Consider the following 26,004-nt stretch of genomic DNA (forward strand, 5'->3'; position numbering starts at 1 on the left):
ATGCAAACATCTATGGAACCAGCAAACGTCATAAATGGTTCAAAACATAGGAAAATGGCAACCATGTTATCAATCATTCCAGGCATGGGCCAAATGTATAATAAACAATTTGTAAAAGGTCTTATTTTTCTAGTATTAACAGGTTCATTTATTGTAGCCTTTGCTGATTTATTAAATATGGGATTATGGGGAATTGTAACGCTTGGTACAGAAGTTCCACGTGATCATTCTGTCTTTCTATTAGTGGAAGGGATCTTGGCACTTATCGTCATCGTGTTTGGACTCGGAATATATGGATTTAATTTATATGATGCATACCAAAACGGGAAGAAACGTGATATAGGAACCCCATTAAACTCTGTAAAAGAGCAATACCGTAATTTACTAGATCAAGGTTTTCCATATTTAATGGTTTCGCCAGGTTTTCTATTACTTATCTTTGTAGTTGTATTCCCAATCATCTTCGTAATTTTAATTGGATTTACGAATTATGATTTATATCATTCTCCTCCAGCTAAATTAGTAGATTGGGTCGGATTTAAAAACTTTATTGATATCTTTACATTACCGATGTGGAGAGAGACATTTTTAAGTGTATTCTCTTGGACTGTCATTTGGACATTCGTTGCAACGACATTACAAGTTGCGCTTGGTATTTTCTTAGCGATTATCGTAAATCAGCCTGGTATTAAAGGGAAGGCAATTATTCGAACAATCTTCATTTTACCGTGGGCGGTCCCAGCATTCGTATCTATTCTTGTTTTCTCTGGTATGTTTAATGAAACATTTGGAGCAATTAACAATCAAGTATTGGCTTTATTCGGAATTGAAAAGATTGCTTGGATGACAGATCCATTTTGGGCGAAGATTGCTTTAATTATGATTCAAACGTGGCTTGGATTCCCGTTCGTCTTTGCAATGACGACAGGTATATTGCAATCGATTCCAGGAGAATTATATGAAGCAGCTACAGTAGATGGAGCTACAGCGTGGCAACAGTTTCGTAAAATTACATTGCCACTCGTTCTATATGCAACAGCACCAATATTAATTACGCAATATACGTTTAACTTTAATAACTTTAGTATCATCTATCTATTTAACGGCGGAGGTCCTGCTGTAGCTGGACAAGACGCAGGTGGAACAGATATTTTAATTTCATGGATTTATAAGTTAACGATGACTTCGGCGCAGTACGGGAAAGCAGCAGCTCTTACAATGATCTTATCGTTAATCGTTATTACAGTTGCGTTATGGCAATTTAAGAGAACAAAATCATTCCAAGAAGAGGATATGATGTAAATGAATATTAAAAGACAAAAGATGTTACGTCTCTCATTAAGTTATTTCGTTATTTTCGTAATGTGTGCCATCATTTTCTATCCATTATTATGGATTATTGGCTCATCATTTAATCCGGGTGATAGTTTATCTGGATCAAGTATTATTCCGCAAAATGCAACGTTAGATCATTATCGTAAGTTATTAGATTTAGAGAATAGTAATTATTTACTATGGTATAAAAACACATTAAAAGTAAGTGTTTTAACGATGATTTTCTCAGTATTAGCAATTAGTTTTACTGCTTATGCATTTTCGAGATACCGTTTTGTTGGAAGAAAAAATGGTTTATTAACATTTTTAATTCTGCAAATGATTCCAAACTTTGCAGCGTTAATCGCTCTATACGTATTAGCGCAGTTAACAGGATTAATTGATACACACCTTGCATTAATTTTAATTTATGTAGGCGGGGCAATCCCAATGAATACATGGCTTATGAAAGGGTATTTTGATACGATTCCGAAAGAATTGGATGAGTCAGCTCGTATGGATGGGGCAGGACATTTCCGTATTTTTTGGCAAATCATTATGCCGCTTGCAAAGCCAATCGTAGCAGTTGTAGCGTTATTCACTTTCATCGGTCCATTTACAGATTTCATTTTAGCGAGTATTATTTTGCGCACACCAGAAAATTATACTTTAGCAGTTGGCTTATATGAAATGGTAGCGAAGAAATTTGGTAATGAATTTACAACGTTTGCAGCGGGTTCAGTATTGATTGCGATTCCAATTTCAATTTTATTCCTATCACTACAAAAATACTTTATCTCTGGTTTAACTGCTGGAGGTACGAAAGGATGAAAAATGGGACATTACGTCCCATTTTTCTTTTCATCTCCCTATAAAAAACTTTATAGGGAGATGAAAAGAGATTTGACATCACATATGAAAAGAAGTGAAATAAATAGTATATTATAGTATAGGAAAAAAGAGCTATATCCCTTACAATACATGGAGAGGGAGAATATGATAGGTTTTGCAAGATAGTATCAATGAAAGTTTATGACTTCTCCTATTACTTGCAACGGGTGCAAGATGAAAATATATATAATGGCAGAGAAGTGAAAGGAGGGGGATTTTTATGACAGTTACAATTAAAGATGTGGCGAAGAAGGCAAACGTAGCACCATCTACCGTTTCTCGTGTAATTGCTGATAATCCAAGTATAAGTGAAAAAACAAAGCGTCGTGTTCGGAAAGTAATGAGTGAACTAGGGTATCATCCCAATTTAAACGCAAGAAACCTAGCTAACCAAACAACAAAAACACTTGGACTTGTTATGCCGAGTTCTGCAAGTAAAGCTTTTCAAAATCCGTTTTTCCCAGAAGTTATAAGAGGGATTAGTTCATTTGCACATGTGGAAGGATACGCGCTTTATATGTCGACAGGTGAAACGGAAGATGAAATTTTTAATGGTGTTGTAAAGATGGTACAGGGGCGCCAAATTGGTGGCATTATTCTTTTATATTCAAGAGAGAATGATCGGATTATTCAATATTTGCATGAACAAAATTTCCCGTTTGTTTTAATTGGGAAACCATATGATCGAAAAGATGAAATTACATATGTAGATAATGACAATTATACAGCTGCAAGAGAAGTAGCAGAATATTTGATTTCATTAGGTCATAAACAAATCGCGTTCATCGGCGGTGGATCAGATTTACTTGTAACGAGAGATCGTTTGGCTGGTATGAGTGATGCTTTAAAATTAGCAGACATTGTATTACCGAAAGAGTATATTTTACATTTTGATTTTTCAAGAGAAAGTGGTCAACAAGCTGTTGAGGAATTAATGGGGCTGAAGCAACCACCCACAGCAATTATGGCAACGGATGATTTAATTGGACTTGGTGTGCTAAGTGCACTTTCTAAAAAAGGATTTGTTGTACCGAAGGATGTTTCCATTGTAAGCTTTAACAATGCGTTATTATCAGAAATTGCGAGTCCGCCACTTTCGACAGTTGATGTGAATATATATCAGCTAGGATATGAAGCTGCAAAAGCTTTAGTTGATAAAGTAGAGAATGCTGAGTCGACTGCAAAGTGTATTATTATTCCGCATAAATTACTGAAGCGTCAAACCTGTGATCATTATGCATAAAAAAAGCTAAGAGTTTAACTCTTAGCTTTTTGTTGTAGAAAGGCTTCTAAACGGTCACAGCCTTCTTTTAAAGTTTCGATACTATACGCATAGGATAAGCGAAGGTAGCCTTCACCATATTCAGAGAATGCTGTTCCAGGAACGACGGCTAGTCCAGCTTCTTTGACGAGATCAAGTGCAAAATCAAATGATGAAGATGTTAAATGGCCAACATATGGGAATAAGTAAAATGCACCTGTTGGCTTTTCAACTGTTAAGCCCATTTGAATGAGTCTATTATATACGTAATCACGGCGTTTTTTGTATTGGTGGCGCATCATTTTTGGTGCATCTTTAGCAGCTGTTAATGCTTCAATTGCAGCATATTGAGCGATTGAAGTAGCGCACGTTACGTTGTATTGATGAACTTTTAATATATGTCCTGCTAAATAGCTTGGTGCGAATAATAGACCGATACGCCAGCCAGTCATAGAATGAGATTTTGATAAACCGTTAATGACGATCGTCTTTTCACGCATTTCTGGGAAATGAGCGATAGATGTATGCGTTTGTTCATATACAAGTTCGCTATAAATTTCATCAGAAAGGACGAAAATGTTTTTATCTTTTAAAACATCTACAATAGCTTGTAGTTCTTCTTTTGATAAAGTTACACCAGTTGGATTAGAAGGATACGGCAGTACGACGCATCTCGTTTTTTCTGTAATGGCATTTTCTAGTGCTTCGGCTGTTAAACGGAACCCAGTTTCACGAACATCGATAAAAATAGGTGTAGCGCCGCATAATCGAATAATCGGTTCGTATCCTGGATAAATAGGAGCAGGTAAAATGACTTCTGTTCCTGGCTCTAAAATCGTTCGAAATGCAACATCAATTGCTTCACTGGCACCGATTGTAACGATGGTTTCGTTTTCAGGTGAATAAAGTAAATCGTAGTTATTTTTTACAAAGTTACAAGCTGCCTTGCGTAATTCTAGTAAACCGGCGTTATGTGTATAGCTTGTATAATTTTCTGTAATAGCCCGTTTTGCCGCTTCTTTTACAAGAGAAGGTGTAGGGAAATCGGGTTGTCCAATTGTTAAAGAGATAAGATTATCATAGCTTTGAATCATGTTAGAGAATTGACGGATTCCAGAAATTTGGATATCCTTCACTCTAGGATTAATGAATTGTTCCATTGTATCTCCCTTTCTTCCGTTTGAAAATTAAGTTCATTTTAACATATTTTCTATGATTTCGCTTGCGTATATGTTATGTAAAAAGAGAGGGATAATAGAAAAAAAGCCGCTGTAAGCGACTTTTTAATATCCGTACTCCCAATCTATTTCATCTTCATTCCAAAGTACAGAGGATACTTTGCCAAGGTGAACAACTGATTCATTCACAGCACATGTGCAATTTTCTTCTCCTGTTTTATGCTGTAACTCTTCATATACTGATTTTTCAACATTTTCTAGAACGACCAAATTTTCTTCTTTTAAAACAAGCGTAGTACCCGCCATATTTATCTTCCTCCTACTAAAATAATGATCACTTATTTGTAAACATAGATAGTATGGATTATATGCTGTATTTTGCTATAGTTGTCCGTCTCATGAAGTATTTTTTATTTTCTTTGTAATCCGTATTCATTGTATACTGCCCGACGGAAATTTGGTACAGGGTTTACATTCATTTCGAAAATCTGTAACAATTATTATGTGTTGTTAACAAAGAATTAACAAATATGTTAAGAAAAATCAAAATTTTAAAACAAATAAACCCGTAAAATGATATAATCATATCAAAATACATATAGGGGATGAGAGGCTATGGAGCTGATCCGTGATTTAATGATCCAAATTGCCATCATTATTTTGCCATTATTTTTATATGAAGCGATTCGTTTAAATCGTTATCAAGAAATGCCTCCGAAGCCGAACCGCTACTTTATTATGTTTTTATCCAGCATTACACTCGTTCTCTCCATGACATACTCTATTTGTTTTGGTAACGTTTGTGGGTATAACTTTCATCCAATCCCGATTGTTAGTGGTTTTCTATACGGTGGGATTGTTGGTTTAATCCCGGCCGTTATTTTTGTTGCATCTGAATGGGCGCTCAAGGGAATGAGCCTTCTTCCAGTCATAGAAGTACTATTTTTATTGATAGTTCCATTATTTTTATCAAAGAAATGGTCTCTATTTTCAAGGGACAAGAAGCTAATTTTAGCATTTATGATTTCATCATTGTACGTACTTGTTTCTTTAGTGATTGGCATGATTAACGTTCTGTTAGAAACGGGGTTTACACCGTATATTTCGAACCTATATAGCGGATATATATTTGCTTCGCTTACTATGGTTATGACAATGGTATTTCAGGTGTACTTAACGGAATATTTAAATGAAAATGCAATACTACGTACAGAGATGCAAAAATCAGAAAAGCTTAATATTGTAAGTGAGTTAGCAGCAAGTGTTGCACATGAGGTTCGAAACCCGCTCACTGTTGTTCGTGGTTTTATTCAATTGCTAGAAAGTACAGAAGATGTGAAGAATAAGGATTATATGCGTCTCGTATTAGCTGAATTGGACCGGGCAGAACAAATTATTTCAGATTATTTGAATTTAGCAAGGCCACAAATTGAGAAAAAAGAACACATTTGCTTATCAGCTCAATTAATAGAAATGACAACTCTTATGTCATCATTTGCAGCGATGCAAGGTGTATATTTACAAGTTGAGATTTCTGAAAGTCTTTATACGATCGGTGATAAGACGAAATTGAAGCAAGCAATTATGAATGTTGTTAAAAATGGTATTGAAGCAATTCAAGGAAATAAAGGATACTTAAAAGTAACCGCTATGCAAAAAGATGAAACGATTGTAATAAGAGTTAAAGATAGTGGTGTTGGAATGACGAACGAACAGTTAGGAAGGCTGGGACAACCATATTATTCTTTAAAAGAAAAAGGGACAGGATTAGGGCTTATGGTAACTTTTAGTATTTTACAAGCACATAATGGTACACTGGAATATAAAAGCGAAAGTGGGAAAGGAACTGAAGCGATTATTATATTACCAGCTGTAAAAAATAAGGAATAAAAGTTACCGGTGGAAGGTAACTTTTTATTTTATATTGTTTATTCATTTGTTTTTTCTTGTTTTGTTCGACTAAATAAACTTTTAAATGATTGCAAGAATCCTTGCTCTTTTGAGGCAGCAACCATTCTTTTTGTTTCTTGAATTTCACGAATAACTTGCATAAGTTGTGCATCACGATTACTGTCTTTATTATAAATTTGATTAACGAGTTTATTCATTTTTTCTTCCTGCTTAGATTCTCGTTTATACATATGATTCATTAATAAGTCCATCTTTTCTTTTTGCAGGGCATCTGTTTGAGCTGCATGATCTACTAACTCTTGTAGCATTTTTTCTTGAGAGCCTTCTTTTACATAAACTTGTTGCATCAATTCATCTAGCTTTTCATCTTTTAAACGATTTTGGGTAATAAGGGTAGAATTTTGATGAATAATTGCTTCATTTAATTGAGCGAGCATTTCAAGTTTTAACATGAACTCCTCAAAGTTACGCCCATCTTCTTTTTCTTTCGTTTGTATTTCTTGCTTATCTTGTATAGCGGGTACAGGCGGGGCCTCTTTTTCTTTTAAAATAATAGGTATCGTTTCTGAAATATCTTCTTGCAGTGTAGCAGCTCTTTCATGTATAGATTTCAATAGTTTTAAATCATCCAGTTTATAAATGCGAGCGTCAGCTGTTTTGGAAATGATGTAACCATGATCCTCTAACAGTTGACTATATTTGCGAACTATATGTTTTGGGATGCCTGTTTTATTCGTGACATCTTTCGTTTTATAGGTAGCTTCCATAATATTTCCTCCCCAAAAAGTATCGTATATATCATTTCAATCTTTTATGAGGACTTCCTTTGAAAAAGAATGTCGGAAGGTTATTAGTTTTCTACAGCATTAGTGAAAAGATGAAGGAAAATGAGAGTTTTTTGGCGGAATGGCGAAGAAGAGCTAAAATAATGTCTGAAAACATATACAGGAGAAGTTTGTTATAATAACTGAGGAAAAGAAACTGGTAGAATCATGGAGGTATACATGAAGCAATTAAAAGGTATTATCATTTCAATTATTGCAATTCTTTCTATTGTAGTAGCGGTGTATGAAGTACTTGTTCCAGAAGAAACAAGTATCAAAAAAACAAATGCGTATGATCAAGTTCTAGAATTTCCGAAAGAGCGATATCCAGAGACAGGGAAACATATTACGGATGCTATAAAAGAAGGGCATTCAGAAGTTTGTACAATCGACCGTGGTGGCGCTGCGGATAGAAGAAAATTATCGTTAGCTCCATACCCATCAAAAAAAGGGTATGATCGTGATGAATGGCCAATGGCGATGTGTAAAGAAGGCGGAAAAGGAGCACATATTGAATATATAAGTCCAGCCGATAATCGCGGGGCAGGGTCTTGGGTAGGAAATAAGTTAGATAAATACCCAGATGGTACACGTGTGAAATTTGACGTAAAGTAGTAGTTGCATATTTCATAATGAAGGAGAAGTGACCTATGGAGTTAACAATTTCGTATTCGCAATTAATGTTGATGAACTATGACGGTGATCAGCCTTACGTTGACTGGACGGATGAAGATTTTGAAAGAGGTTATGCGAAGGCGGATGGAACTGTTATTTTTGAAGCACTCTCTGATTATACTTGTGAAGTAAAAGTGACTTGCGGGAAGCATATTGAGAAAGAAGAAGTGATTAGAACGGTTACAGTTCCTTTTACAATTGAAAATGAATGTATCGTTGTAACAAGTATTCTTTCAAATAAATTTCAAATCCCTATTCCGAATGGTGAGTATACAGTTGTATTACAGGCAACTCCTCTTGAAGAACCAACGGATGATGAATTATATAAAATACAATACGAATTCTTTTTTGAAAGTAAAGAATAAAAAATGGGTTATCCTCAAAAAGGATAACCCATTTTTGTTATGCGTTTGTTTTTAGTAGGGAACGAGCATCTTTTGCTGCTTGCACCATGTGTTCTAAAGCCGGGATAACTTCTTCCGTTCTTCTCGTTTTTAAACCACAATCAGGATTAATCCAGAAATATTTAGGATCGCATACTTCTAAAGATTGTTCCACGATTTTATACATTTCATCTTTACTCGGTACACGTGGACTATGAATATCATATACACCTAGACCGATGCCTTTTTCATATGTTGTATGTTTTAATGTATCAATAAATTCTCCGTGGCTTCTTGATGTTTCGATAGAAATCACATCTGCATCTAATGCGCGAATCGCGTCAACAATATCTTCGAAATTACTGTAACACATATGCGTATGAATTTGTGTTTCATTTGCTACAGAAGAAGTTGCTAAAAGGAAGGATTGTACTGCCCATGTAATATAAGCGTCCCAATCTTTTTCTTTTAGTGGCATTCCTTCACGAAGTGCTGGCTCATCGACTTGGATTACTCGAATTCCGGAAGATTCAAGTAGTTCAATTTCGTGACGAAGAGCTAATGCAATTTGATACGAAACTTCTTTTCTTGGAATGTCATTTCGAACGAAAGACCAATTTAAAATCGTAACAGGTCCAGTTAACATTCCTTTTACAACTTTCTCTGTTAAGCTTTGTGCATAAACCGTTTCCTTAATAGTCATTCCGTTAATAAAGGCAACATCACCATAAATAACAGGTGGTTTTACGCAGCGAGAACCGTATGATTGTACCCAACCGTTTTTAGTGAATGAGAAACCAGCAAGGCGCTCACCGAAATATTCGACCATGTCAGTTCTTTCGAATTCACCATGTACAAGGACATCAAGACCAATTTCTTCTTGGTAACGAATCCATTTTTCTGTCTCTTTTTCAATAAATTGCTCATATTGTTCATTTGAAATAACACCGTTACGCCATTCTTTTCGCGTTTGACGAACTTCAGTTGTTTGCGGGAAGCTACCAATAGTCGTTGTTGGTAATAACGGTAACTCTAGGGCAACTTGTTGTAATTCGTATCGTTTTTCAAATGGAAGAGGACGTGAAAAATCTTCTTCTTTTAGTGCTGTTCGTGCTGCTTTGACATCTTCACGGTTACGTACAGCAGATGAACGAATTGTATGATGTACATTTCGATATGTTTCTAGCTCATTACTAATACTTTCTGTACCTTTAGTGAGAGCAGAGTGAATGAGAACTAACTCTTCTAATTTTTGATTTGCAAATGCTAATGCATCGAATAGTTCAGTCGATAAGTGAGTTTCTTCTGTTTTATCGATTGGTGTATGCAATAAGCTACAAGAAGGCTGAACGATGAAATCTTTCGTTTGGACTTGTTTTTGTAACGTTGTAAATAACGTAAGAACTTCATCAAGGTCAGCTCTCCAAATGTTACGGCCATCTATACAACCGACAGCTAAAGTTTTATCAGCTGGGAATCCATATTGTGAAATAGCATGTAGATTACCTTCTTTACCATGAACGAAATCTAATCCAATACCGGATACAGGGAATGTAATAATTTCTTCATAGTTTTCTTCTACGCTATCAAAATATGTTTGTAAAAGAAGATTCGCATTTGGAACTTCTTTACGAATAGCTTCATAAATTTCTTTTGCCTGTTGAACTTCTTCTTTCGTTAAAGAAGCGAAAATCGGTTCATCAACTTGAATGACTTGTGCACCAGCTGCATGCAATTCTGAAAGCAGTTGTACGTAAGGTGCAACTAATTGTTTTAAAATGGTAGTAAATTGCTCTTGTGTATAGCCTTTAGCTAATTTTAAGAAAGTATATGGCCCTAAAATAACAGGCTTTCCATCTACTCCTAATTCTTGTTTTGCCTCTTCGTATAAGCGAAGTGGACGATTATCTTTTAAAGAGATTTGTAATCCCTCTTCATATTCAGGAACGATATAATGATAGTTTGTGTTAAACCATTTTGTCATTTCGGAAGCTACGTGATCTTTAGAGCCGCGCGCCATTGCGAAATATACATCAAGGTAAGATGTAAACTCAGAAAAACGTGATGGGATAAATCCTAGCATATAAGCAGTATCCAAAACGTGATCATAATATGTAAAGTCGCCAATTGGAATGAGTTCAATCCCTTTTTCTTGCTGTACTTTTACGTGTTGAAGGCGAATTTCTTTCATTGTTGTTAAAAATTGTTCTTCATCGATTTTATTGGACCAAAAAGCTTCTAATGTTTTTTTCCACTCTCTTTGTAGTCCGATACGTGGATAACCTAAGTTACTCGTTTGAATTGCCATTTTAAATTCCTCCCTAATTGAAAGTAAGCATTTCCGTTTACTAGGAAATACCTATAACAAAAAGTACAAAGGCATAGAAAATAAGCCTTCCTTTTTGTTTTAACACCTCATCATCATCCGTGAATCTATCAGTGTTGTTAAAACAGGCAGGTCTCCTGACTTATGCTTCATATAATTTCTTTCACCTTCCCGTTTTCACAGTGGCACTAAAAAAGAAATCTCAGCATTTACAGTGGCGGGACCGTGCTGGAGTTTCACCAAGCTTCCCTATTAAACACGAAACGAAATGTTCGTGTACCTATTTTCCTTTTGAAAGGAAGTTAACAAGCGATATGATATTGAAACAAATTCTAACACAATTTTTGGAATTTTGTCTACTGTTTTGAAATAAGAAAATTCTAAAGTTTTTTATTTTTTATTATTCTTATTTTTCTGACTAATAAAGAGGGGTGAATTGGATTAAACTTATAAAGAAGTGTGTACTTGTACAGAGATAAGACGCTAGTTATGTTGTTTAACAATCGGTCCATATTCTGGAATAAGGAAGGGGATTGGGGGGTTCATTTCGAAATAGTAAGTTATCACAAAAAAGAACAAGATTGCTGTATAAAGATGAATATACTAAGTTTATAGAAATGGGGAATTTCACTTGGAACAAAGCACACAAAATGTTTATTTACCGCCAAAACATATAGTTTCAGCAGCGACAATTGTAATGAATGAACAAAAAGAAATTCTATTAATTAAGGGACCTAGAAGAGGGTGGGAAATGCCAGGTGGACAAGTCGAAGAAGGAGAGTCTTTGAAAGATGCTGCAATAAGGGAAACTAAAGAGGAAACAGGTATTGATATTGAGGTTTTAAAGTTTTGTGGAGTATTCCAAAATGTGAATCATTCAATATGTAATACGTTATTTTTAGCTAGGCCAGTTGGCGGTAAATTAACGACTACACCAGAAAGTTTGGAAGTAGGGTTCTATCCTATTGAGCAGGCGTTAGAAATGGTGAATTTTATGAATTTCAGACAAAGGATTGAATACAGTTTGGATGAAAACCAACATCCTTTTTATATAGAATTTTAAGAAACAACCTTCCATTATGGGACGTTAGTGATGAATAAATCTTAGATTTTTAAACGACTGTATTGTTATATTTTTGAGCGCAGTGAAGTATCTTATATCGAAAATTAAACAGCTATATGATACCCCTGTCCTAAATTAGAACGGGGGTATGCTTATTTTAGGGTTTAAAAGTAAATAACTTTATTGTCTTTTTACAGTTTCTTCTTTATCTATATCAATTTCTGAAAGTCGCCCTGCAACTGCATCTGTAAGAAGGGTGTTTAACCATTGCAATTCAACTGTAATATGTTCAATAACGCTTTGCAAAATATATAGTTGTGCACGTGGAATTTGGCCTTTGCTACAATCATAAATAGTTTGCATATTATGTAAATATTGAATGGTATCATTTTTCTTCTTTTCTAAAATAGGAACTAACTCTTGATCATTACCAAACTGAGCGAAAGAGAGTGCTGAATAAATTGGTTTATATATTTGGTTTTTTGCTTCGAATTGCTTTAATAGTAACGTGTGAAATAACCGTTTACCTTCTCCTGTTATATGAAAGATTGTTTTATCTGGTCTATTCGTGTCTCGAACAATCGTGGTAATACGAATTGCACCTTGCTTTTCTAATTGTTCGAAGGCGTAGTAAAGTGATCCTTTTGCATATTTAATATAACAATCCATTTGTCTTTCTTTCATGATGTGTTGCACTTCATATGGATGTTTATCCCCTTCGAGTAGCAAGCCGAGAATGACTAATTTCATGCTCATTCTGTTTCAACTCCTGTATATAGAAACTTTATCCCTTACCAATCGGGATAATAATCAGTGGGAATGGTTCCTTACTGATTAAAGATTTACTTTATATATTATAAACGGCATACCCTTTTTCATAAAGGGTATGCCGTTTCTTTTTTCTATACTAACTTACCTGCTTTTGTTTTTGTTTCGTTTTTGGACCTGTAAAGAGGCGTTCATTTCCCATAAGTAAAATACAAATAATGCTTAGTACAGCCGGGATAAGTGCCCAGAAGAATGTACTGGCAATAGAGGTAGCGAGAGCTTCTTTAATACCAGTTAATATTTCAGCTGGTATTTTATCAGTAGCACCTGGTGATAATAAGAAACTTGTGTCTCCGCCCTTTGGAGCTAATTTAGCTAGTTCCGGAGGGAACAAAGTGTTTAGTTTATCTGTAAAAATATGATTTTGAATTGTACCGAAAATCGTTACACCAAGAGTCATACCGAGTGAACGGAAGAATGAGTTTGTTGATGTAGCAGAACCACGGTCTCTCATTTCTAATTTGTGGATAGAAGACATACTTAAAACTGAGAATGAGAAACCAACTCCAAGTCCAGCGAGAACCATAAATAGCGTTACGAGTAGACGTGGTGTGTCCATTGTTAAAGTACTTAGTAAATAAATACCAAGAACGAAGAAAACGCCAGATGCCATCATGATGTTACGATAACTTGTTCGAGAAGCTAACTGTCCACCTGTTTGACTTCCAATTACAGAGCCAACCATCATAGGTGTTAAAATTAATCCAGCATTGGAGGCTGAACCGCCGAGAACACCTTGAACGAAGATTGGTATATACACTGTACAGATGATAAAGGCAGCACCATAGAAAAAGGCAACTCCTTGGCTAGCTGCAAATAAAGGTTTTTTAAATAGATGAAAAGAAATGATAGGCTCAGTTGCTTTTCGTTCTACGAAGAAGAAAATAATAAGCATAATAACAACTGTTGTAAATAAACCGATAATAACAGTGGAATTCCATGCGTATTCTTTACCACCAAGTTCTAAGGCGAACATTAAGCAAACGATACTAATAACAAGTGTAATAGCGCCAGCCCAATCAATTTTTTGTTTTCTAAATTCTAGAGATTCACTGTAGTATTTCGTAATGAAGAAGAAGGAGATAAGTCCTAATGGAATATTAATATAGAAGACCCAATGCCAACTTATATAGTCTGTAATATAAGCACCTAATAAAGGGCCGAATACACTAGATGTTCCAAAAACCGCACCGAATAGCCCTGTCATTTTTCCACGTTTTTCTGGTGGGAATATATCGTACATAATTGTGAAGGCGATAGGCATAAGAGCGCCGCCACCGATTCCTTGAATTGCTCTATAAATACTTAGCTGCTCAATACTAGATGCTGTTCCGCAAAGTGCAGAACCGAATAAGAAAAGAATAAGACCACCAATATAAAAGCGTTTCCGTCCGTACATATCAGAAAGTTTTCCGAAGATCGGCATCCCTGCCATTGTTGCTACCATATATGCAGACGTGACCCAAACGAATTTGTCAAATCCTCCTAGGTCTCCAACAATCGTTGCCATTGCGGTTGCAACAATTGTATTATCCATTGCTGCCATTAAAATACCAAGTAGTAAACCAGCAACAACAAATTTTGTCTTGTTGGAGTCTTTTTTTGATAATTGAGATTCCAAATATAACCCTCCTTTAATAATAAGTAAACTATATTAAGTTTTGAGTGCGACGCATAAAAATTTAAAGTATAGTTCTTTCAAATTAATTTACACAAGTACACTGACAAAGCCATAAAGATTATTATAGTCAAATTTGACTAAAAGGCAAACTTTTTCTTCCGTCAAAATATTCTGTTGTATGGACAGCGAAAGAGTGAGCGATACTTAATATTGGTATAAAGTCAATGAAGGAAATTGTAAAAAAATATTTCAGGAAGAATACCGTCTGTTAACAGAGGAAAAATGGTTTTTTCTTTATATTGTCGAATAGGATAAAAGGAAGAGTAATAACTATATATTGTTTGTAACAAGCATTATTAATATTGGTGGGTAGAGAGGCAGAATAAAGTCGTATGGATGATGCATCTGAAATGGGGTGAATATTATTATGAAAATATGGAAACGAATTTCAGATCAAGGAAGGCGTTCAATACCGCTACAACCGGTATTATGGATTGATGGCTCAAAAAAGGAAAACGAATGTCCTAATGTAGCAGTTACATTGCAAATCCGTAGTATGTATAAAGAAAAATTTTCATATGAACTGACCTATGATGTAAACGACATACTTATTATTCGAATTGAAGTTGAAAATAAAGGAATGGAAATGATTTCACGAGTTGTAGTAAGTCATATGATTCGAGATTATTTTGCATATATCCCAAATTCATTAAAAACGGATAAAGGGATAAGTGAGTTTTTGTTCCAGCTTGTAAGGTGGCGCATCGATAATTTATTGCCGAATGAGAAGGTTGAATTAATTTGTAAAATAAAAGCAAATAAAGATAAAGCACTCAAAAACGCATTATTTCAGGCTACATATACATTTCAATATAAAGGAGTATCATATGGTCCGCTCCAAACAAATGAAGTTGTTGTGCGGCAATGATAAAAAGGAACCTGCATGAAAGGTTCCTTTTTTAGTGAAGGTTATGCTTTTTGAGTACTTTTTTTTGCTCGATTCCTTTTTTTCCTACATAATTATTTTTATAACCAAAATATAGAATAAAAAGAAAGGAAGCAACATTTACAATAGCGTCAATTTGATTGTTTGTAATAAAGTTCACTCCGAAAGAATTAAATAATAATTTTAAAGATAACAGAAAACCTGCTAGTAAACGTACAATATCTGATAGATTTTCTTTTTTTAGCATATAGGTCACCTCTTTCTAAAACGATATATAGTATATATATGAAATAGAATAGAAATGGGAGACAAGCTTAAGCGGAAATGTACATTGCATATGTACATTTTTTATTTTGTAGAAAAACATAATTGTTATAGAAACATATATTGGTATAGAAGGGGGGGGAAGTATGAAACATAAAGGGAAAATTAGTGGATTATTACTTGGGAATACAGTGGCAGTTACAGAATGGATTGCGCTTCAGGATGTAATTACAAAACTGGATTCGCGATCATTTTATACTGTCTTTATTATTTATATATTGCAAATGATACTCAGCTATTATTTTGGACATTGGTATGATAGAAGAGCGAGTGAGCGTATGGATACGGAAGTAGGGGGAATGGCAAGTAATGATTTTGTAGTTGATTTCTTTGAGAAAGTAGCTGCTTTATCAGAACGGGATTCTCATAATATTACAGTGTACATTCTTTCTGTGAAAGAATGGAAAGAACTAAAAGAAACAGTGCAAGAAAAAAAAATGGAGGTGTTAGTACAAAAATTGGAGAGTACGATTGTGAAGACAATTCGTAAAGGGGATGTTGTTACGAGGTGGGATGAAAATAAGTATGTTATTGTGGCGAATGATAACGGACATGAAAAGTCGACAATAACAAACCGATTAATGAAAAATATTGAAAGTGAAATAGAAAATGGCTTGTTAAGTATGACTCTATTATTTGGAGCTGCTAGTTATCCAATAGAAGGAAAAACTTTTGAAGAATTGTTAAGAAAGGCACAAAATCAATTGTACCAGCGTAGAAATTTGTAAGGCAATAAGTGAAACTTTGATTTAAAGAAATATGAAATGAAGAAGTTTTGATTGTAACATTTTTTTGACTTTTATTACAAAAAGAACTTTTTTTGTAATAAAAGTCTTTAAAAATATATGGAATAAGCATATAATTATGATGGATGTGTCAATGCATTTTGCACAATGTGTTTCATTTTAAAAGTGTAGAGGAAAGCATGCTCTACACTTTTCCTTTTTAGGGAATGACAAGAATAATTGTAAGTTGTTGCAAGATAGCATTTATACTGTGTAAAATGAACAAATAGATTATTTGATAGAAAGCCGGAAAGGGAATGATAGAATGATAGACGTGAGAGAACAACGATCATCTTTTATTAGGTGAATTATTATTGCTGTTGTTCTTCAAATTATTATGGCTGTGATGAATTCCGTTGTAATTTTATGTAATACATAGTATGAACAGGTTTTAAAAAGTGCCAAGTAAAAGATGGATATGAAACTACTATTTGGTTCAAAAAAGTAAAATGTGATTTTAAGTAATACAATTTGTACAAGCATTATAAACAATATCAATGATTTTCGTAAAAAAGGTGCGAGTATGGAGTTTATAGAAGGATATGTAATTTTCATAGCTTTTTACACGATGATCGTATATAAGTAGGAGGAAGAAGATGTTGAAATATAGTAAATTAGCAATTGTAACTGCATTATCAATGACTTTACTAGCTGGTTGTTTCGGACCGAAACCAGAAGAGGAATTATATGTTGCATTTGAAAATGCTGCAAAGCAAGAAAAAACAATGTTTGAAGATGCAAAGAAACTTGAAACTTTAGAAAAAGAGGGACAAGAATTATATAACCAGATTGTTCAAGAAGGAAAAGATAATAATCAAACTGTTAAGGAAAAACTGAACCAAGCAGTGAAAAATACAGATGAACGAGACAAAGTGCTTAAAAAAGAAAAAGAATCTTTAAATAAGGCACAAGAAGAAGTGAAGTCAGCAGATAAATATGTGAAGAAAATTGAAGATAAGAAATTGAAAGATCAAGCGGATAAAGTGAAAAGCACATATGAGAAACGACACGATTCATTTAACAAGATGTATGATAGCTATAATAAATCGTTAAAACAAGAAAAAGAATTATATACAATGTTACAAGATAAAGGTACAAAATTAAAAGATATTAGTGAAAAAGTAAAAGTAGTAAATCAATCTTATAAGGATATCGAATCAGAGAAAGACAAGTTTAATGAATTTACGAAATCTTATAATACAGAAAAAATAGCTTTTTATAAACAAGCAAATATTAAAATTAAAGAAGAGAAAAAATAAAACAGTTTGGCCTACAATTGGCCAAACTGTTTTATTTTTTTGTATAAGTACGACTATACCATGGGACAGGTTCACTTAATTTTTTTTCTTGTTTCAGTGCTTCAGGACCAATATAATCTTGAAGTGTTTTTTTTGCTACTGTTAAAGATAAGGTTGTTTTCGGATTTCGATAGGAGGATTCAAGATGACCAAGATGTGGTAGGATTCGAAAATCTTCTTTTGTAGGAGGAATATGGAAAAAATAATCACCTAAACGTATAAGAACATCGGATTGTTGTTGGCTAAAACGTGGATTTCTAGAAAAATGTAATCCTTCTTTAATAGCTTTTTTTTCAGCAATTAAGCGTTCTAAAGCCGTCTTTTTTAACCAGTATAAATACTTCGGATTAGTTGCAGCTTTAGCATGACGATTCACAACGAAAATAGATTGAGCTAGTCGATTAATAGAATGTTGGTTTTGTAATTGAGATTGTGGTTGTGAAGGTTTCATATTGAATCTCCTTTCAATTTTTCATTATTATACCATAAATAAAAGAGGTTTTTATTATATGCAAAAAGTGATTGTATATATTTTCAATATTAAAGCAATATTGTTACAAAAAACAACTATTTTGTATAATAGTAATAGAATGTGTTTTAGAAATTTGATAATGAAAGAGTGAGAAGTTTGAAAGAAATATTAAAACAGCAATATGCCATTATAGATATTGGATCTAATACAATGCGTTTAGTTATTTATGAAAAGCAAAACGGAGGGTTTTATAAGGAGATTGAAAATACGAAAGTGGTTGCTCGGTTAAGGAATTACTTAGTTGATGGTGTGTTGATTGAAGAAGGAATAGAGGTATTGTTACAAACCTTATTTCAATTTCAAGAAAGTACACGATTCCACCAGTTGCATCATGTCCTTTGTGTTGCAACTGCAACAATTAGACAGGCTGAGAATCAAGAGGCAATTAAAAAACTTGTTGAAGGACAAACAGACTTTACTCTTAGAGTATTATCAGAATATGAAGAAGCACGTTACGGCTATTTAGCAGTTATGAATTCAACTTCGTTCTCTGAAGGAATTACAGTAGATATTGGGGGAGGAAGTACGGAAGTTACATACTTTCGAAATAGAGAGATTTTAGAGTATTATAGCTTTCCTTTTGGAGCACTTTCTTTAAAGCAACAATTTATTAAAGAGGATATACCTACTGAAGAAGAGTTGGAAAAGATTCAAACGTACTTAGAGTATCAATTTCGAACATTACCATGGTTAATTGATAAGAAATTGCCTCTTATTGCAATTGGTGGTAGTGCGAGGAACTTAGTGAAAATTCATCAAAATTTAATTTGTTATCCTATAGCAGGGGTACATTTATACAAAATGAAAGAAGCAGATATTAAAAATGTGAAAGAAGAATTGAAAGCATTGTCGTTCATAGAACTTCAAAAATTGGAAGGATTGGCAAAAGATCGAGCAGATACAATTGTTCCAGCAGTCGAAGTATTTCATACGCTTGTTAACGTTATAGAGGCACCAGCATTTGTATTAAGTAGAAAGGGATTACGAGAAGGTGTTTTCTATGAAGAGTTGACAAAAGATTTGGGGATTTCATATTATCCGAACGTAGTCGAAGAAAGTTTGTATTTATTATCACATGAATATGAGATGGATATGGAATTTGTAATACAGCTTATTAAACATGGAAGATTGATTTGTCAACAGCTTGAAGAAACAGGGCTGATTTCTATGTCAGCAAAAGATTGGGAAATATTCCATCAAGCAGCGAAAGTATTTAATATAGGCAAATATATAGACGAAGAAGCGAGTCGTTTACATACGTTTTATTTATTAGCGAATAAAACAATTGATGGTATGATGCACAAAGAGCGAGTTAGATTAGCGCTTATTGCGTCTTATAAATCAAAAATGTTATTCAAACAACATTTGTCCCCATTTGAAGGATGGTTTGATAAAAACGAACAAAAAAAAATTCGCCTATTAGGGGCTGTTTTACAATTTTCAGCAGCTCTAAATATAAGACAAAGATCGCTTGTTGAATCGATATCTATTACAGAAAGTAAAGAAGGATTAACATTTAAAATAGAATGTGAGCAATCGGCATTAGCGGAAAAAGTGCAAGCTGAAAAGCAAAAAAAGCAGCTGGAAAGAGTATTGAAAACGTCTATTAATTTATCCTTTGAATCAAAACATTAGGTTGTACGGATGTCTTTACAAAAAATTAACACTTTGGAATATTGTAATTTGTTAAAATGAAGGTAACTAAATTATAGTAAAAAAGTTTCAAGGGAAGTGTGAAGAGGATGGAAATGTTGAAGGGGAATATAGTAAATTTAAATGATACAGCTCATTACAATAATCGAGAATTAAGTTGGTTAGCATTTAATGAACGTGTACTACAAGAAGCACAGGATGAAATGAATCCGCTCTTGGAAAGATTAAAGTTTATTAGCATTTTCAGCTCAAATTTAGATGAATTCTTTATGGTACGCGTGGCAGGATTGAAGGATCAAGTGAGTGCTGGATTTAACCAGCCAGAAAATAAGGCTGGCTTAACACCAAAAAAGCAATTAAATAAAATTGCGATAAAGGCCCATGAATTAATGACTGTACAATATGATACGTTTAAAAATTATGTGTTGCCAGCGCTGGAGTTAGAGGGAATTGAGCGTTTAACATTCCACGATTTGACGAAAGAACAGAGAGAATTTATAGAAGAGTATTTTGATGAGCAAATATTCCCGGTCTTAACACCTGTAGCTATTGATGCATATCGTCCATTTCCGATGTTATTAAATAAAAGTTTGAATTTAGCTACTCTTTTATATGATGAGAAACAAGTGGAGGAAGAAAACCGCACGAAGTTAGGAATTGTACAAGTTCCTTCATTACTTGAACGATTCATATTTTTGCCGAGTGAAGGGCAAAAGCATAAATTTATTTTATTAGAAGATGTAATTAGTGGTTTTACTCATAAATTATTTACAGGATATAAAGTATCGTCTGTTACCCGTTTCCGTATTACACGAAATGCGGATTTAACAATTCATGAAGAAGGTGCGAGGGATTTATTAAAGGTAATTGAAAAAGAATTAAAAAAGCGTAAGTGGGGAGCTGCTGTACGTTTAGAAGTTGGCAAAGAGCATATTGATGAAAGAGTATTAGCATTATTATATGAGGTGTTGGAAGTAAAAGATGAAGATGTGTATATAATGGATGGACCGCTAGATTTAACATGTCTATTTTCTTTATATAAAAAACTAGCTCCTTTATATGAACATCTTGTATATTCGGCTCTTATTCCGCAACGGCCTCAAGATTTAGGGGATGCGGAAGATGTATTTGAAAAAGCAATTGAGCATGATATTTTATTACATCATCCCTTTGAATCGTTTCAGCCAGTAGTTGATTTTGTCCGTGATGCGGCAGACCATCCGAATGTACTTGCGATCAAACAAACATTATATCGAGTAAGTGGGGATTCGCCGATTATTCAGGCGCTAAAGGTAGCGGCTGAAAAAGGAAAACAAGTGACGGTATTAGTTGAATTAAAGGCCAGATTTGATGAAGAAAATAATGTGCATTGGGCTAAAGAATTAGAAAAGGCAGGATGTCACGTTATTTACGGTGTAAGTCATTTGAAAACACATAGTAAAATTACGCTAGTTGTAAGGAGAAAAAACGGAAAAATTGAAAGGTTCGTACATCTTGGGACTGGAAATTATAATGACGCAACAGCAAAGTTATATACTGATTTCGGGTATATTACATCACGAAAAGACTTTGGGGTCGATGCAACAAATTTCTTTAATTATTTGAGTGGTTATACAACAAAACCACATTTTCATCATTTATCGGTTGCACCATTTGATATAAGAAAGCAATTTATGGATTTAATAGATGAAGAAATCCGTTATCATAGGCAATATGGAAATGGATATATTATCGCTAAGATGAATTCATTAACAGATAAACCATTAATAAAAAAAATGTATGAAGCTTCACAAGCTGGAGTAAAGGTAGAGCTCATTGTTCGAGGAACATGTTGTTTAAGGCCTGGTATTCCAAATGTAAGTGAAAATATTCGGGTAGTTAGTGTTGTCGGGAGATATTTAGAGCATAGTCGAATTTATTATTTCCATCATAATGGAGAGGAGAAGATATATTTATCTTCAGCTGATTGGATGACGCGAAATATGGAAAAGCGAGTAGAAATATCTTTCCCGATATTAGATATTGAAATGAAGGCGAGAATTAAGGCGATTTTACAGCTTACTTTAGCTGATAATGTAAAAACGCGTGAACAAAATAAAGACGGTGACTATTATTATGTTATTAATGGTAGTACAGAAGAAATTGATAGCCAAGTGAAGTTGTTTAAGATGGCGTATCAAAACACGGATGCTGAATAATGAGAACAAAGTAAAAAAACCTCTTAAAAAAGAGGTTTTTTTACTTTGTTCTCTACTTATTATACGTTCTCTAATAGAAGGATGCGTAGAGAGAATAGTTTTTATTGTAAGCATGTTAATAGATTATGGATCAGTTAAGAGAGGGAATAACATTGGTAGAATTGTTGCAGTACATTAATAATAGTATGGTTGTTGACAAGGTCCACCATAACAAGGATAAGGTGGTGGCGGTGGGAAAGGTGGTGGATAATACGGTCTAGGACCGAAAGCTAATGCTCCGCCGAGCAGTCCACCAGCAATGCCAGCTAGAAATGGGACGCCAAAAAACGGAAAGAAGCGTGAGTCGCCTACTGGACCAATAGGTGCTGAACGGACTGGGATTGGTTGATAATATGGATACATGAACAAACCTCCTTTATTGGACTCACTTTTATCATATGGTAAATGAAACGTGGATGAGCGCGTACAAGAAAGGATATGCAAGAAAATAGGCAAATGATTACGAATGTTGGAGCGTGAAAATCGTGATTTCAGGTTTTGACATAAATCGGAATGGGACACGTGTTCTTCCAAGGCCTCGATTGACATAGAGAGCTAAATCTTGAATTGTATAGAAACCTTCAACATAGTTTTTAGCAAGTGATGGGGTAATAATAGCGCCTAAAAAAGGAATTTGTACTTGTCCGCCATGGCTATGACCAGAAAGTTGTAAGTTAACTGGATATGTAGCAATTTTAGGTGCAATATCTGGCTCGTGGACAAGAACAATATTATAAGTGTTTTGCCTCGCGTGCTGTAATGTCTCCGCTATTTTTGGTTTGCCTAGTAGTATATCATCGAGACCGAAAATTGAAATTTCACTATTATCCAGTAGACGAATTCTCTTTTCGCTATTTAGTAATAGTTCAAATCCAGATTCACGCATGATGTGTTCGTAGTATTCCGTTCCATATCCCCCGTGATCATGGTTACCATAAATAGAAAATTTACCGAAGGGTGCTTGTATATTTTTTAAAATGGATGCAACGAAAGGAGTGTCAGTATATGTTTGATAATTATCAATAAGATCACCAGTAAAAAGAACAATGTCGGGTTTTACAGCATTAATTTGTGAAACGATTTGAGCTAAATGTTGAAGAGAGAAATAGTATCCGAGATGTAAATCGCTAAATTGAAGAATTTTCATACCATGAAAACTTTTGGGTATAAGTTGTGACTTAAGTGTATGCTCTGTCAAAGAGAGTAAATGAGGCTCAATATATTTAGCGTAATAGTATCCGATGCTAGTGGTTATAAATGAATATAGACAAGTACGCATTCCAGCTTTTAAAAAATCTCTTCTTGTAATATTCTTCATAAAAATATGAGTATACCTATTTGACTTATATCATATGTGTTCGTTATATTTACAGGTTACTCAAATCTCCTTTCAGTTTATTTAAAATATATTTTAAATAATAAAAAAGTAGTATAGATTACGAAAAAATGAATGAAAAGAAACCTCTTTACGTTAAAATATCAGAAAAGTTTAAAAATATAAAGATTTCTATTAAATAAAATGATAAAATGAATGTGTATTCATTTTTGGGAGGGGATGTATGTGAAAGAAAAGGTAGTTATTATAACAGGTGGATCCAGCGGAATGGGAAAAGGAATGGCGACTCGTTTTGCAAAAGAAGGGGCACGAGTTGTTATTACAGGACGTACAATGGAAAAACTAGAGGAAACAAAATTGGAAATTGAACAATTTCCAGGACAAATATTACCTGTACAAATGGATGTAAGAAATACGGATGATATTCAGAAAATGATTGAACAGATTGATGAGAAGTTTGGGCGAATTGATATTTTAATAAATAATGCAGCTGGAAACTTTATTTGTCCAGCAGAAGATTTATCCGTGAATGGCTGGAATTCGGTCATTAATATTGTGTTAAATGGTACATTTTACTGTAGTCAGGCTGTCGGAAAATATTGGATTGAAAAAGGTATAAAAGGGAATATCATTAACATGGTAGCAACATATGCATGGGATGCAGGTCCAGGAGTTATTCATTCGGCTGCAGCGAAGGCTGGAGTATTAGCGATGACGAAGACGCTTGCTGTTGAGTGGGGCCGTAAATATGGAATACGAGTTAATGCTATTGCGCCAGGACCAATTGAACGTACGGGTGGTGCTGATAAATTATGGATTTCAGAAGAAATGGCTAAGCGTACGATACAAAGTGTTCCACTTGGAAGGTTGGGTACGCCAGAAGAAATCGCAGGTCTAGCTTATTATTTATGTTCAGATGAAGCTGCTTACATAAATGGAACTTGCATGACAATGGATGGAGGACAACATTTACATCAATATCCATTTTAAAAGGGATGAGAAAATGAATGTTTGATTCATTTTTCTACGGGTAAATGTGACGGAATTGTGACATGTGAAAGAAAAGTGTTTACAAGAGGTCATATATACGTTATATTTAAGACCTCTTTTTTCTTCATAGTAGAATTGCTAATTCCCCTTAGCATTTTACCCCTCTAATCCCTTCAGGAGAACTGAAGGGATTTTTTATTATTTTTCCGTAAATATCATGTTATAATTTTTGAAAAGTAAAGGGAGGGAAGCACGTTGATAGATGCATTAGATGTAATGAGTAACTTGGATAAAGTCCTTCCTTATTATCAAGCTATTTTTAGTGCTGATGAGCATACTGTAATTGGATATGAAGTAGTAGGGCGTATTCAAACAGAAGAGGGCATACAAAGTTTAGCTTCTTTCTTTCATGATGATTCCATTCCAAGTGAGTTTCAACTGGAAGCGGATAACATTATAGTAGAAAAAGCTTTAAACCGTTATTTAGAAAGTGATCAAAAACTATTATTATTTATACATCGGAATGCGAACGTATTAATGAACGATGATGATGAAAGTTTACTTCAACTTTTATTGATGTATGAAGAGCAAGGTTTAAATTTGAAACACATTATTTTAGAGATTACAGAACATGAATGTAAAGAAGATATAGAGCAATTTAATCATTTGCTTATGTATTATCGTACATATGGTATTCAAATTTCGATTAATAAAGTCGGAACAGGTACAAGTAATTTAGAACGTATTAGCGTGTTAGCACCGGATATTTTAAAGGTAGATTTAACAAACTTAAGGCAAACTGCACTTTTACAATCTTATCAAGATATTTTATATTCTTTATCATTACTTGCTAGAAGAATTGGTGCGACATTGTTATATGAAGAAATAGATGCTTTTTATCAACTACAATATGCTTGGAAAAACGGTGGTAGATACTATCAAGGGAATTATTTGAAAGAATGCTTACCTGATTTTATTGAAACGAATGTTTTGAAAGAACGACTTGGTAATGAGTGTCATCAATTTATTCAACATGAAAAGAAAAAGTTACAAAAGATTTATAATTTAACAGAAATGTTACGTGATCGAATCGGTGATGTTCTAGCGAAACAAAAAAAGAATGAAGATATAAATGATTGGTTATTACAATTTAGCCAAAGTGTATCACAATGTAGTTTTCGCATATTTATTTGTAACGAAGATGGTTTCCAACAATCAGGAAACGTTATGAAAAAAGATGGGGAATGGATTGTGATGCCTGAGTATTATATGAAAAACTGGAGTTGGCGCCCGTATTTTCTAGAAAATATTATGAAAATGCGCTTTGAGAATAAGGCAAGACTTTCAGATTTATATGCTGATATCGAAACAGGTGAAATGGTACGAACATTCTCTTTCCCAATTGATGATGAAAACTTTTTATTTATAGATTTATCGTATGAATATTTATATGAAGAAGATGTTTTATTTTAATGCACGAAGAAATTCGTGCATTTTTTGTTTGTTTTTATCATAAATTGGTAATAGTGAAAATGGTGCTGAAAATGCTGTCTATCGTTGTAAAGATTTTACGAACGAAACCAACCCATTCTTTGCATAATCATTGTTACAATGAATACTACAAAGAC

At 34.0% G+C, this 26,004-nt stretch carries 24 protein-coding genes and 1 riboswitch; of the genes, 14 read left to right on the forward strand and 10 right to left on the reverse strand.

Features of this window, described 5'->3' with window-relative positions; genetic code table 11:
• The 3 genes from malC (at nucleotide 1) to malR (ending at nucleotide 3,448) form a co-directional block, all read left to right on the forward strand.
• The gene (gene malC, locus ACUN28_RS09110) at nucleotides 1-1,302 is read left to right on the forward strand and encodes a maltosaccharide ABC transporter permease MalC (RefSeq protein ID WP_016086485.1); all 1,302 of its coding nucleotides are present in this window, start codon (nucleotides 1-3) and stop codon (nucleotides 1,300-1,302) included.
• Nucleotides 1,303-2,145, forward strand: a complete 843-nt coding sequence (gene malD, locus ACUN28_RS09115) for a maltosaccharide ABC transporter permease MalD (RefSeq protein WP_001022595.1) — start codon at nucleotides 1,303-1,305, stop codon at nucleotides 2,143-2,145.
• Nucleotides 2,146-2,425: 280 nt separating this feature from the next.
• Nucleotides 2,426-3,448 (forward strand): maltose operon transcriptional repressor MalR, encoded by a 1,023-nt coding sequence (malR, locus tag ACUN28_RS09120; RefSeq protein ID WP_016086486.1) that lies wholly within the window; start codon nucleotides 2,426-2,428, stop codon nucleotides 3,446-3,448.
• 14 nt (nucleotides 3,449-3,462) lie between these two features.
• Here malR and ACUN28_RS09125 read toward each other — a convergent pair whose 3' ends face one another.
• Both ACUN28_RS09125 and ACUN28_RS09130 read right to left on the reverse strand, forming a co-directional pair.
• Entirely contained in the window at nucleotides 3,463-4,626 is a 1,164-nt protein-coding gene (locus tag ACUN28_RS09125) for an aminotransferase A (protein WP_016086487.1), read from the reverse strand.
• A gap of 123 nt (nucleotides 4,627-4,749) precedes the next feature.
• A complete protein-coding gene (locus tag ACUN28_RS09130; protein WP_000929285.1) occupies nucleotides 4,750-4,950 on the reverse strand; it encodes a hypothetical protein in 201 nt (66 codons plus the stop codon).
• A 309-nt stretch (nucleotides 4,951-5,259) separates the two neighbouring features.
• On the opposite strand from ACUN28_RS09130, the gene kinB reads away from it, so the two are divergent.
• Complete coding sequence (gene kinB / locus ACUN28_RS09135; RefSeq protein ID WP_016086488.1) at nucleotides 5,260-6,534, forward strand: sporulation sensor histidine kinase KinB; 1,275 nt, start codon at nucleotides 5,260-5,262, stop codon at nucleotides 6,532-6,534.
• A 38-nt stretch (nucleotides 6,535-6,572) separates the two neighbouring features.
• Here the strand turns inward: kinB and ACUN28_RS09140 are convergent, their stop codons facing one another.
• Nucleotides 6,573-7,322, reverse strand: a complete 750-nt coding sequence (locus ACUN28_RS09140) for a DUF3967 domain-containing protein (protein WP_016086489.1) — start codon at nucleotides 7,320-7,322, stop codon at nucleotides 6,573-6,575.
• A gap of 237 nt (nucleotides 7,323-7,559) precedes the next feature.
• Here ACUN28_RS09140 and nucA point away from each other — a divergent pair, with 237 nt between their 5' ends.
• Nucleotides 7,560-7,994: a DNA-entry nuclease gene (gene nucA / locus ACUN28_RS09145; protein ID WP_000811502.1), complete on the forward strand. Its 435-nt coding sequence runs from the start codon at nucleotides 7,560-7,562 to the stop codon at nucleotides 7,992-7,994.
• Nucleotides 7,995-8,029: 35 nt separating this feature from the next.
• The gene (comJ, locus tag ACUN28_RS09150) at nucleotides 8,030-8,419 is read left to right on the forward strand and encodes a competence protein ComJ (protein WP_000424013.1); all 390 of its coding nucleotides are present in this window, start codon (nucleotides 8,030-8,032) and stop codon (nucleotides 8,417-8,419) included.
• A 37-nt stretch (nucleotides 8,420-8,456) separates the two neighbouring features.
• On the opposite strand, the gene metE is transcribed toward comJ, so the two are convergent.
• Nucleotides 8,457-10,745: a 5-methyltetrahydropteroyltriglutamate--homocysteine S-methyltransferase gene (metE, locus tag ACUN28_RS09155; protein WP_016086490.1), complete on the reverse strand. Its 2,289-nt coding sequence runs from the start codon at nucleotides 10,743-10,745 to the stop codon at nucleotides 8,457-8,459.
• A 128-nt stretch (nucleotides 10,746-10,873) separates the two neighbouring features.
• A riboswitch (cobalamin riboswitch) is annotated at nucleotides 10,874-11,062 on the reverse strand.
• A 332-nt stretch (nucleotides 11,063-11,394) separates the two neighbouring features.
• Here metE and ACUN28_RS09160 point away from each other — a divergent pair.
• Nucleotides 11,395-11,826: an NUDIX hydrolase gene (locus tag ACUN28_RS09160; protein ID WP_016086491.1), complete on the forward strand. Its 432-nt coding sequence runs from the start codon at nucleotides 11,395-11,397 to the stop codon at nucleotides 11,824-11,826.
• Between the two features lie 180 nt (nucleotides 11,827-12,006).
• On the opposite strand, the gene ACUN28_RS09165 is transcribed toward ACUN28_RS09160, so the two are convergent.
• Both ACUN28_RS09165 and ACUN28_RS09170 read right to left on the reverse strand, forming a co-directional pair.
• A complete protein-coding gene (locus ACUN28_RS09165) occupies nucleotides 12,007-12,582 on the reverse strand; it encodes a PadR family transcriptional regulator (RefSeq protein ID WP_016086492.1) in 576 nt (191 codons plus the stop codon).
• A 151-nt stretch (nucleotides 12,583-12,733) separates the two neighbouring features.
• Nucleotides 12,734-14,275: an MDR family MFS transporter gene (locus ACUN28_RS09170; RefSeq protein ID WP_000445746.1), complete on the reverse strand. Its 1,542-nt coding sequence runs from the start codon at nucleotides 14,273-14,275 to the stop codon at nucleotides 12,734-12,736.
• A gap of 427 nt (nucleotides 14,276-14,702) precedes the next feature.
• Between ACUN28_RS09170 and ACUN28_RS09175 the strand changes: the two genes are divergently transcribed.
• Nucleotides 14,703-15,203, forward strand: coding sequence for a hypothetical protein (locus tag ACUN28_RS09175; RefSeq protein WP_016086493.1), 501 nt, complete (start codon nucleotides 14,703-14,705; stop codon nucleotides 15,201-15,203).
• 31 nt (nucleotides 15,204-15,234) lie between these two features.
• Here ACUN28_RS09175 and ACUN28_RS09180 read toward each other — a convergent pair whose 3' ends face one another.
• Nucleotides 15,235-15,468: a phage holin gene (locus tag ACUN28_RS09180; RefSeq protein ID WP_016086494.1), complete on the reverse strand. Its 234-nt coding sequence runs from the start codon at nucleotides 15,466-15,468 to the stop codon at nucleotides 15,235-15,237.
• Nucleotides 15,469-15,631: 163 nt separating this feature from the next.
• Here ACUN28_RS09180 and ACUN28_RS09185 point away from each other — a divergent pair, with 163 nt between their 5' ends.
• Nucleotides 15,632-16,273, forward strand: a complete 642-nt coding sequence (locus ACUN28_RS09185) for a diguanylate cyclase domain-containing protein (protein ID WP_016136806.1) — start codon at nucleotides 15,632-15,634, stop codon at nucleotides 16,271-16,273.
• Nucleotides 16,274-16,926: 653 nt separating this feature from the next.
• The gene (locus ACUN28_RS09190; RefSeq protein WP_016086497.1) at nucleotides 16,927-17,589 is read left to right on the forward strand and encodes a YkyA family protein; all 663 of its coding nucleotides are present in this window, start codon (nucleotides 16,927-16,929) and stop codon (nucleotides 17,587-17,589) included.
• A 31-nt stretch (nucleotides 17,590-17,620) separates the two neighbouring features.
• Here the strand turns inward: ACUN28_RS09190 and ACUN28_RS09195 are convergent, their stop codons facing one another.
• Nucleotides 17,621-18,079 (reverse strand): YkyB family protein, encoded by a 459-nt coding sequence (locus ACUN28_RS09195; RefSeq protein WP_000804864.1) that lies wholly within the window; start codon nucleotides 18,077-18,079, stop codon nucleotides 17,621-17,623.
• 177 nt (nucleotides 18,080-18,256) lie between these two features.
• Here ACUN28_RS09195 and ppx point away from each other — a divergent pair, with 177 nt between their 5' ends.
• Together ppx and ACUN28_RS09205 are read left to right on the forward strand one after the other, a co-directional pair.
• Complete coding sequence (gene ppx, locus ACUN28_RS09200) at nucleotides 18,257-19,795, forward strand: exopolyphosphatase (RefSeq protein WP_033660115.1); 1,539 nt, start codon at nucleotides 18,257-18,259, stop codon at nucleotides 19,793-19,795.
• Between the two features lie 107 nt (nucleotides 19,796-19,902).
• Nucleotides 19,903-22,011 (forward strand): polyphosphate kinase, encoded by a 2,109-nt coding sequence (locus ACUN28_RS09205; protein WP_033660114.1) that lies wholly within the window; start codon nucleotides 19,903-19,905, stop codon nucleotides 22,009-22,011.
• A 174-nt stretch (nucleotides 22,012-22,185) separates the two neighbouring features.
• On the opposite strand, the gene ACUN28_RS09210 is transcribed toward ACUN28_RS09205, so the two are convergent.
• A complete protein-coding gene (locus ACUN28_RS09210) occupies nucleotides 22,186-22,413 on the reverse strand; it encodes a hypothetical protein (protein ID WP_016086500.1) in 228 nt (75 codons plus the stop codon).
• A gap of 97 nt (nucleotides 22,414-22,510) precedes the next feature.
• On the reverse strand, nucleotides 22,511-23,368 hold the full coding sequence (locus tag ACUN28_RS09215; RefSeq protein ID WP_016086501.1) for a metallophosphoesterase: 858 nt from the start codon (nucleotides 23,366-23,368) through the stop codon (nucleotides 22,511-22,513).
• Between the two features lie 243 nt (nucleotides 23,369-23,611).
• Between ACUN28_RS09215 and fadH the strand changes: the two genes are divergently transcribed.
• Nucleotides 23,612-24,376: a 2,4-dienoyl-CoA reductase gene (gene fadH / locus ACUN28_RS09220; RefSeq protein WP_016086502.1), complete on the forward strand. Its 765-nt coding sequence runs from the start codon at nucleotides 23,612-23,614 to the stop codon at nucleotides 24,374-24,376.
• Between the two features lie 255 nt (nucleotides 24,377-24,631).
• On the forward strand, nucleotides 24,632-25,849 hold the full coding sequence (locus ACUN28_RS09225) for an EAL domain-containing protein (RefSeq protein WP_016086503.1): 1,218 nt from the start codon (nucleotides 24,632-24,634) through the stop codon (nucleotides 25,847-25,849).
• The last annotated feature ends 155 nt before the right edge of the window (nucleotides 25,850-26,004 follow it).

The organism is Bacillus sp. WC2507 (assembly GCF_052656125.1).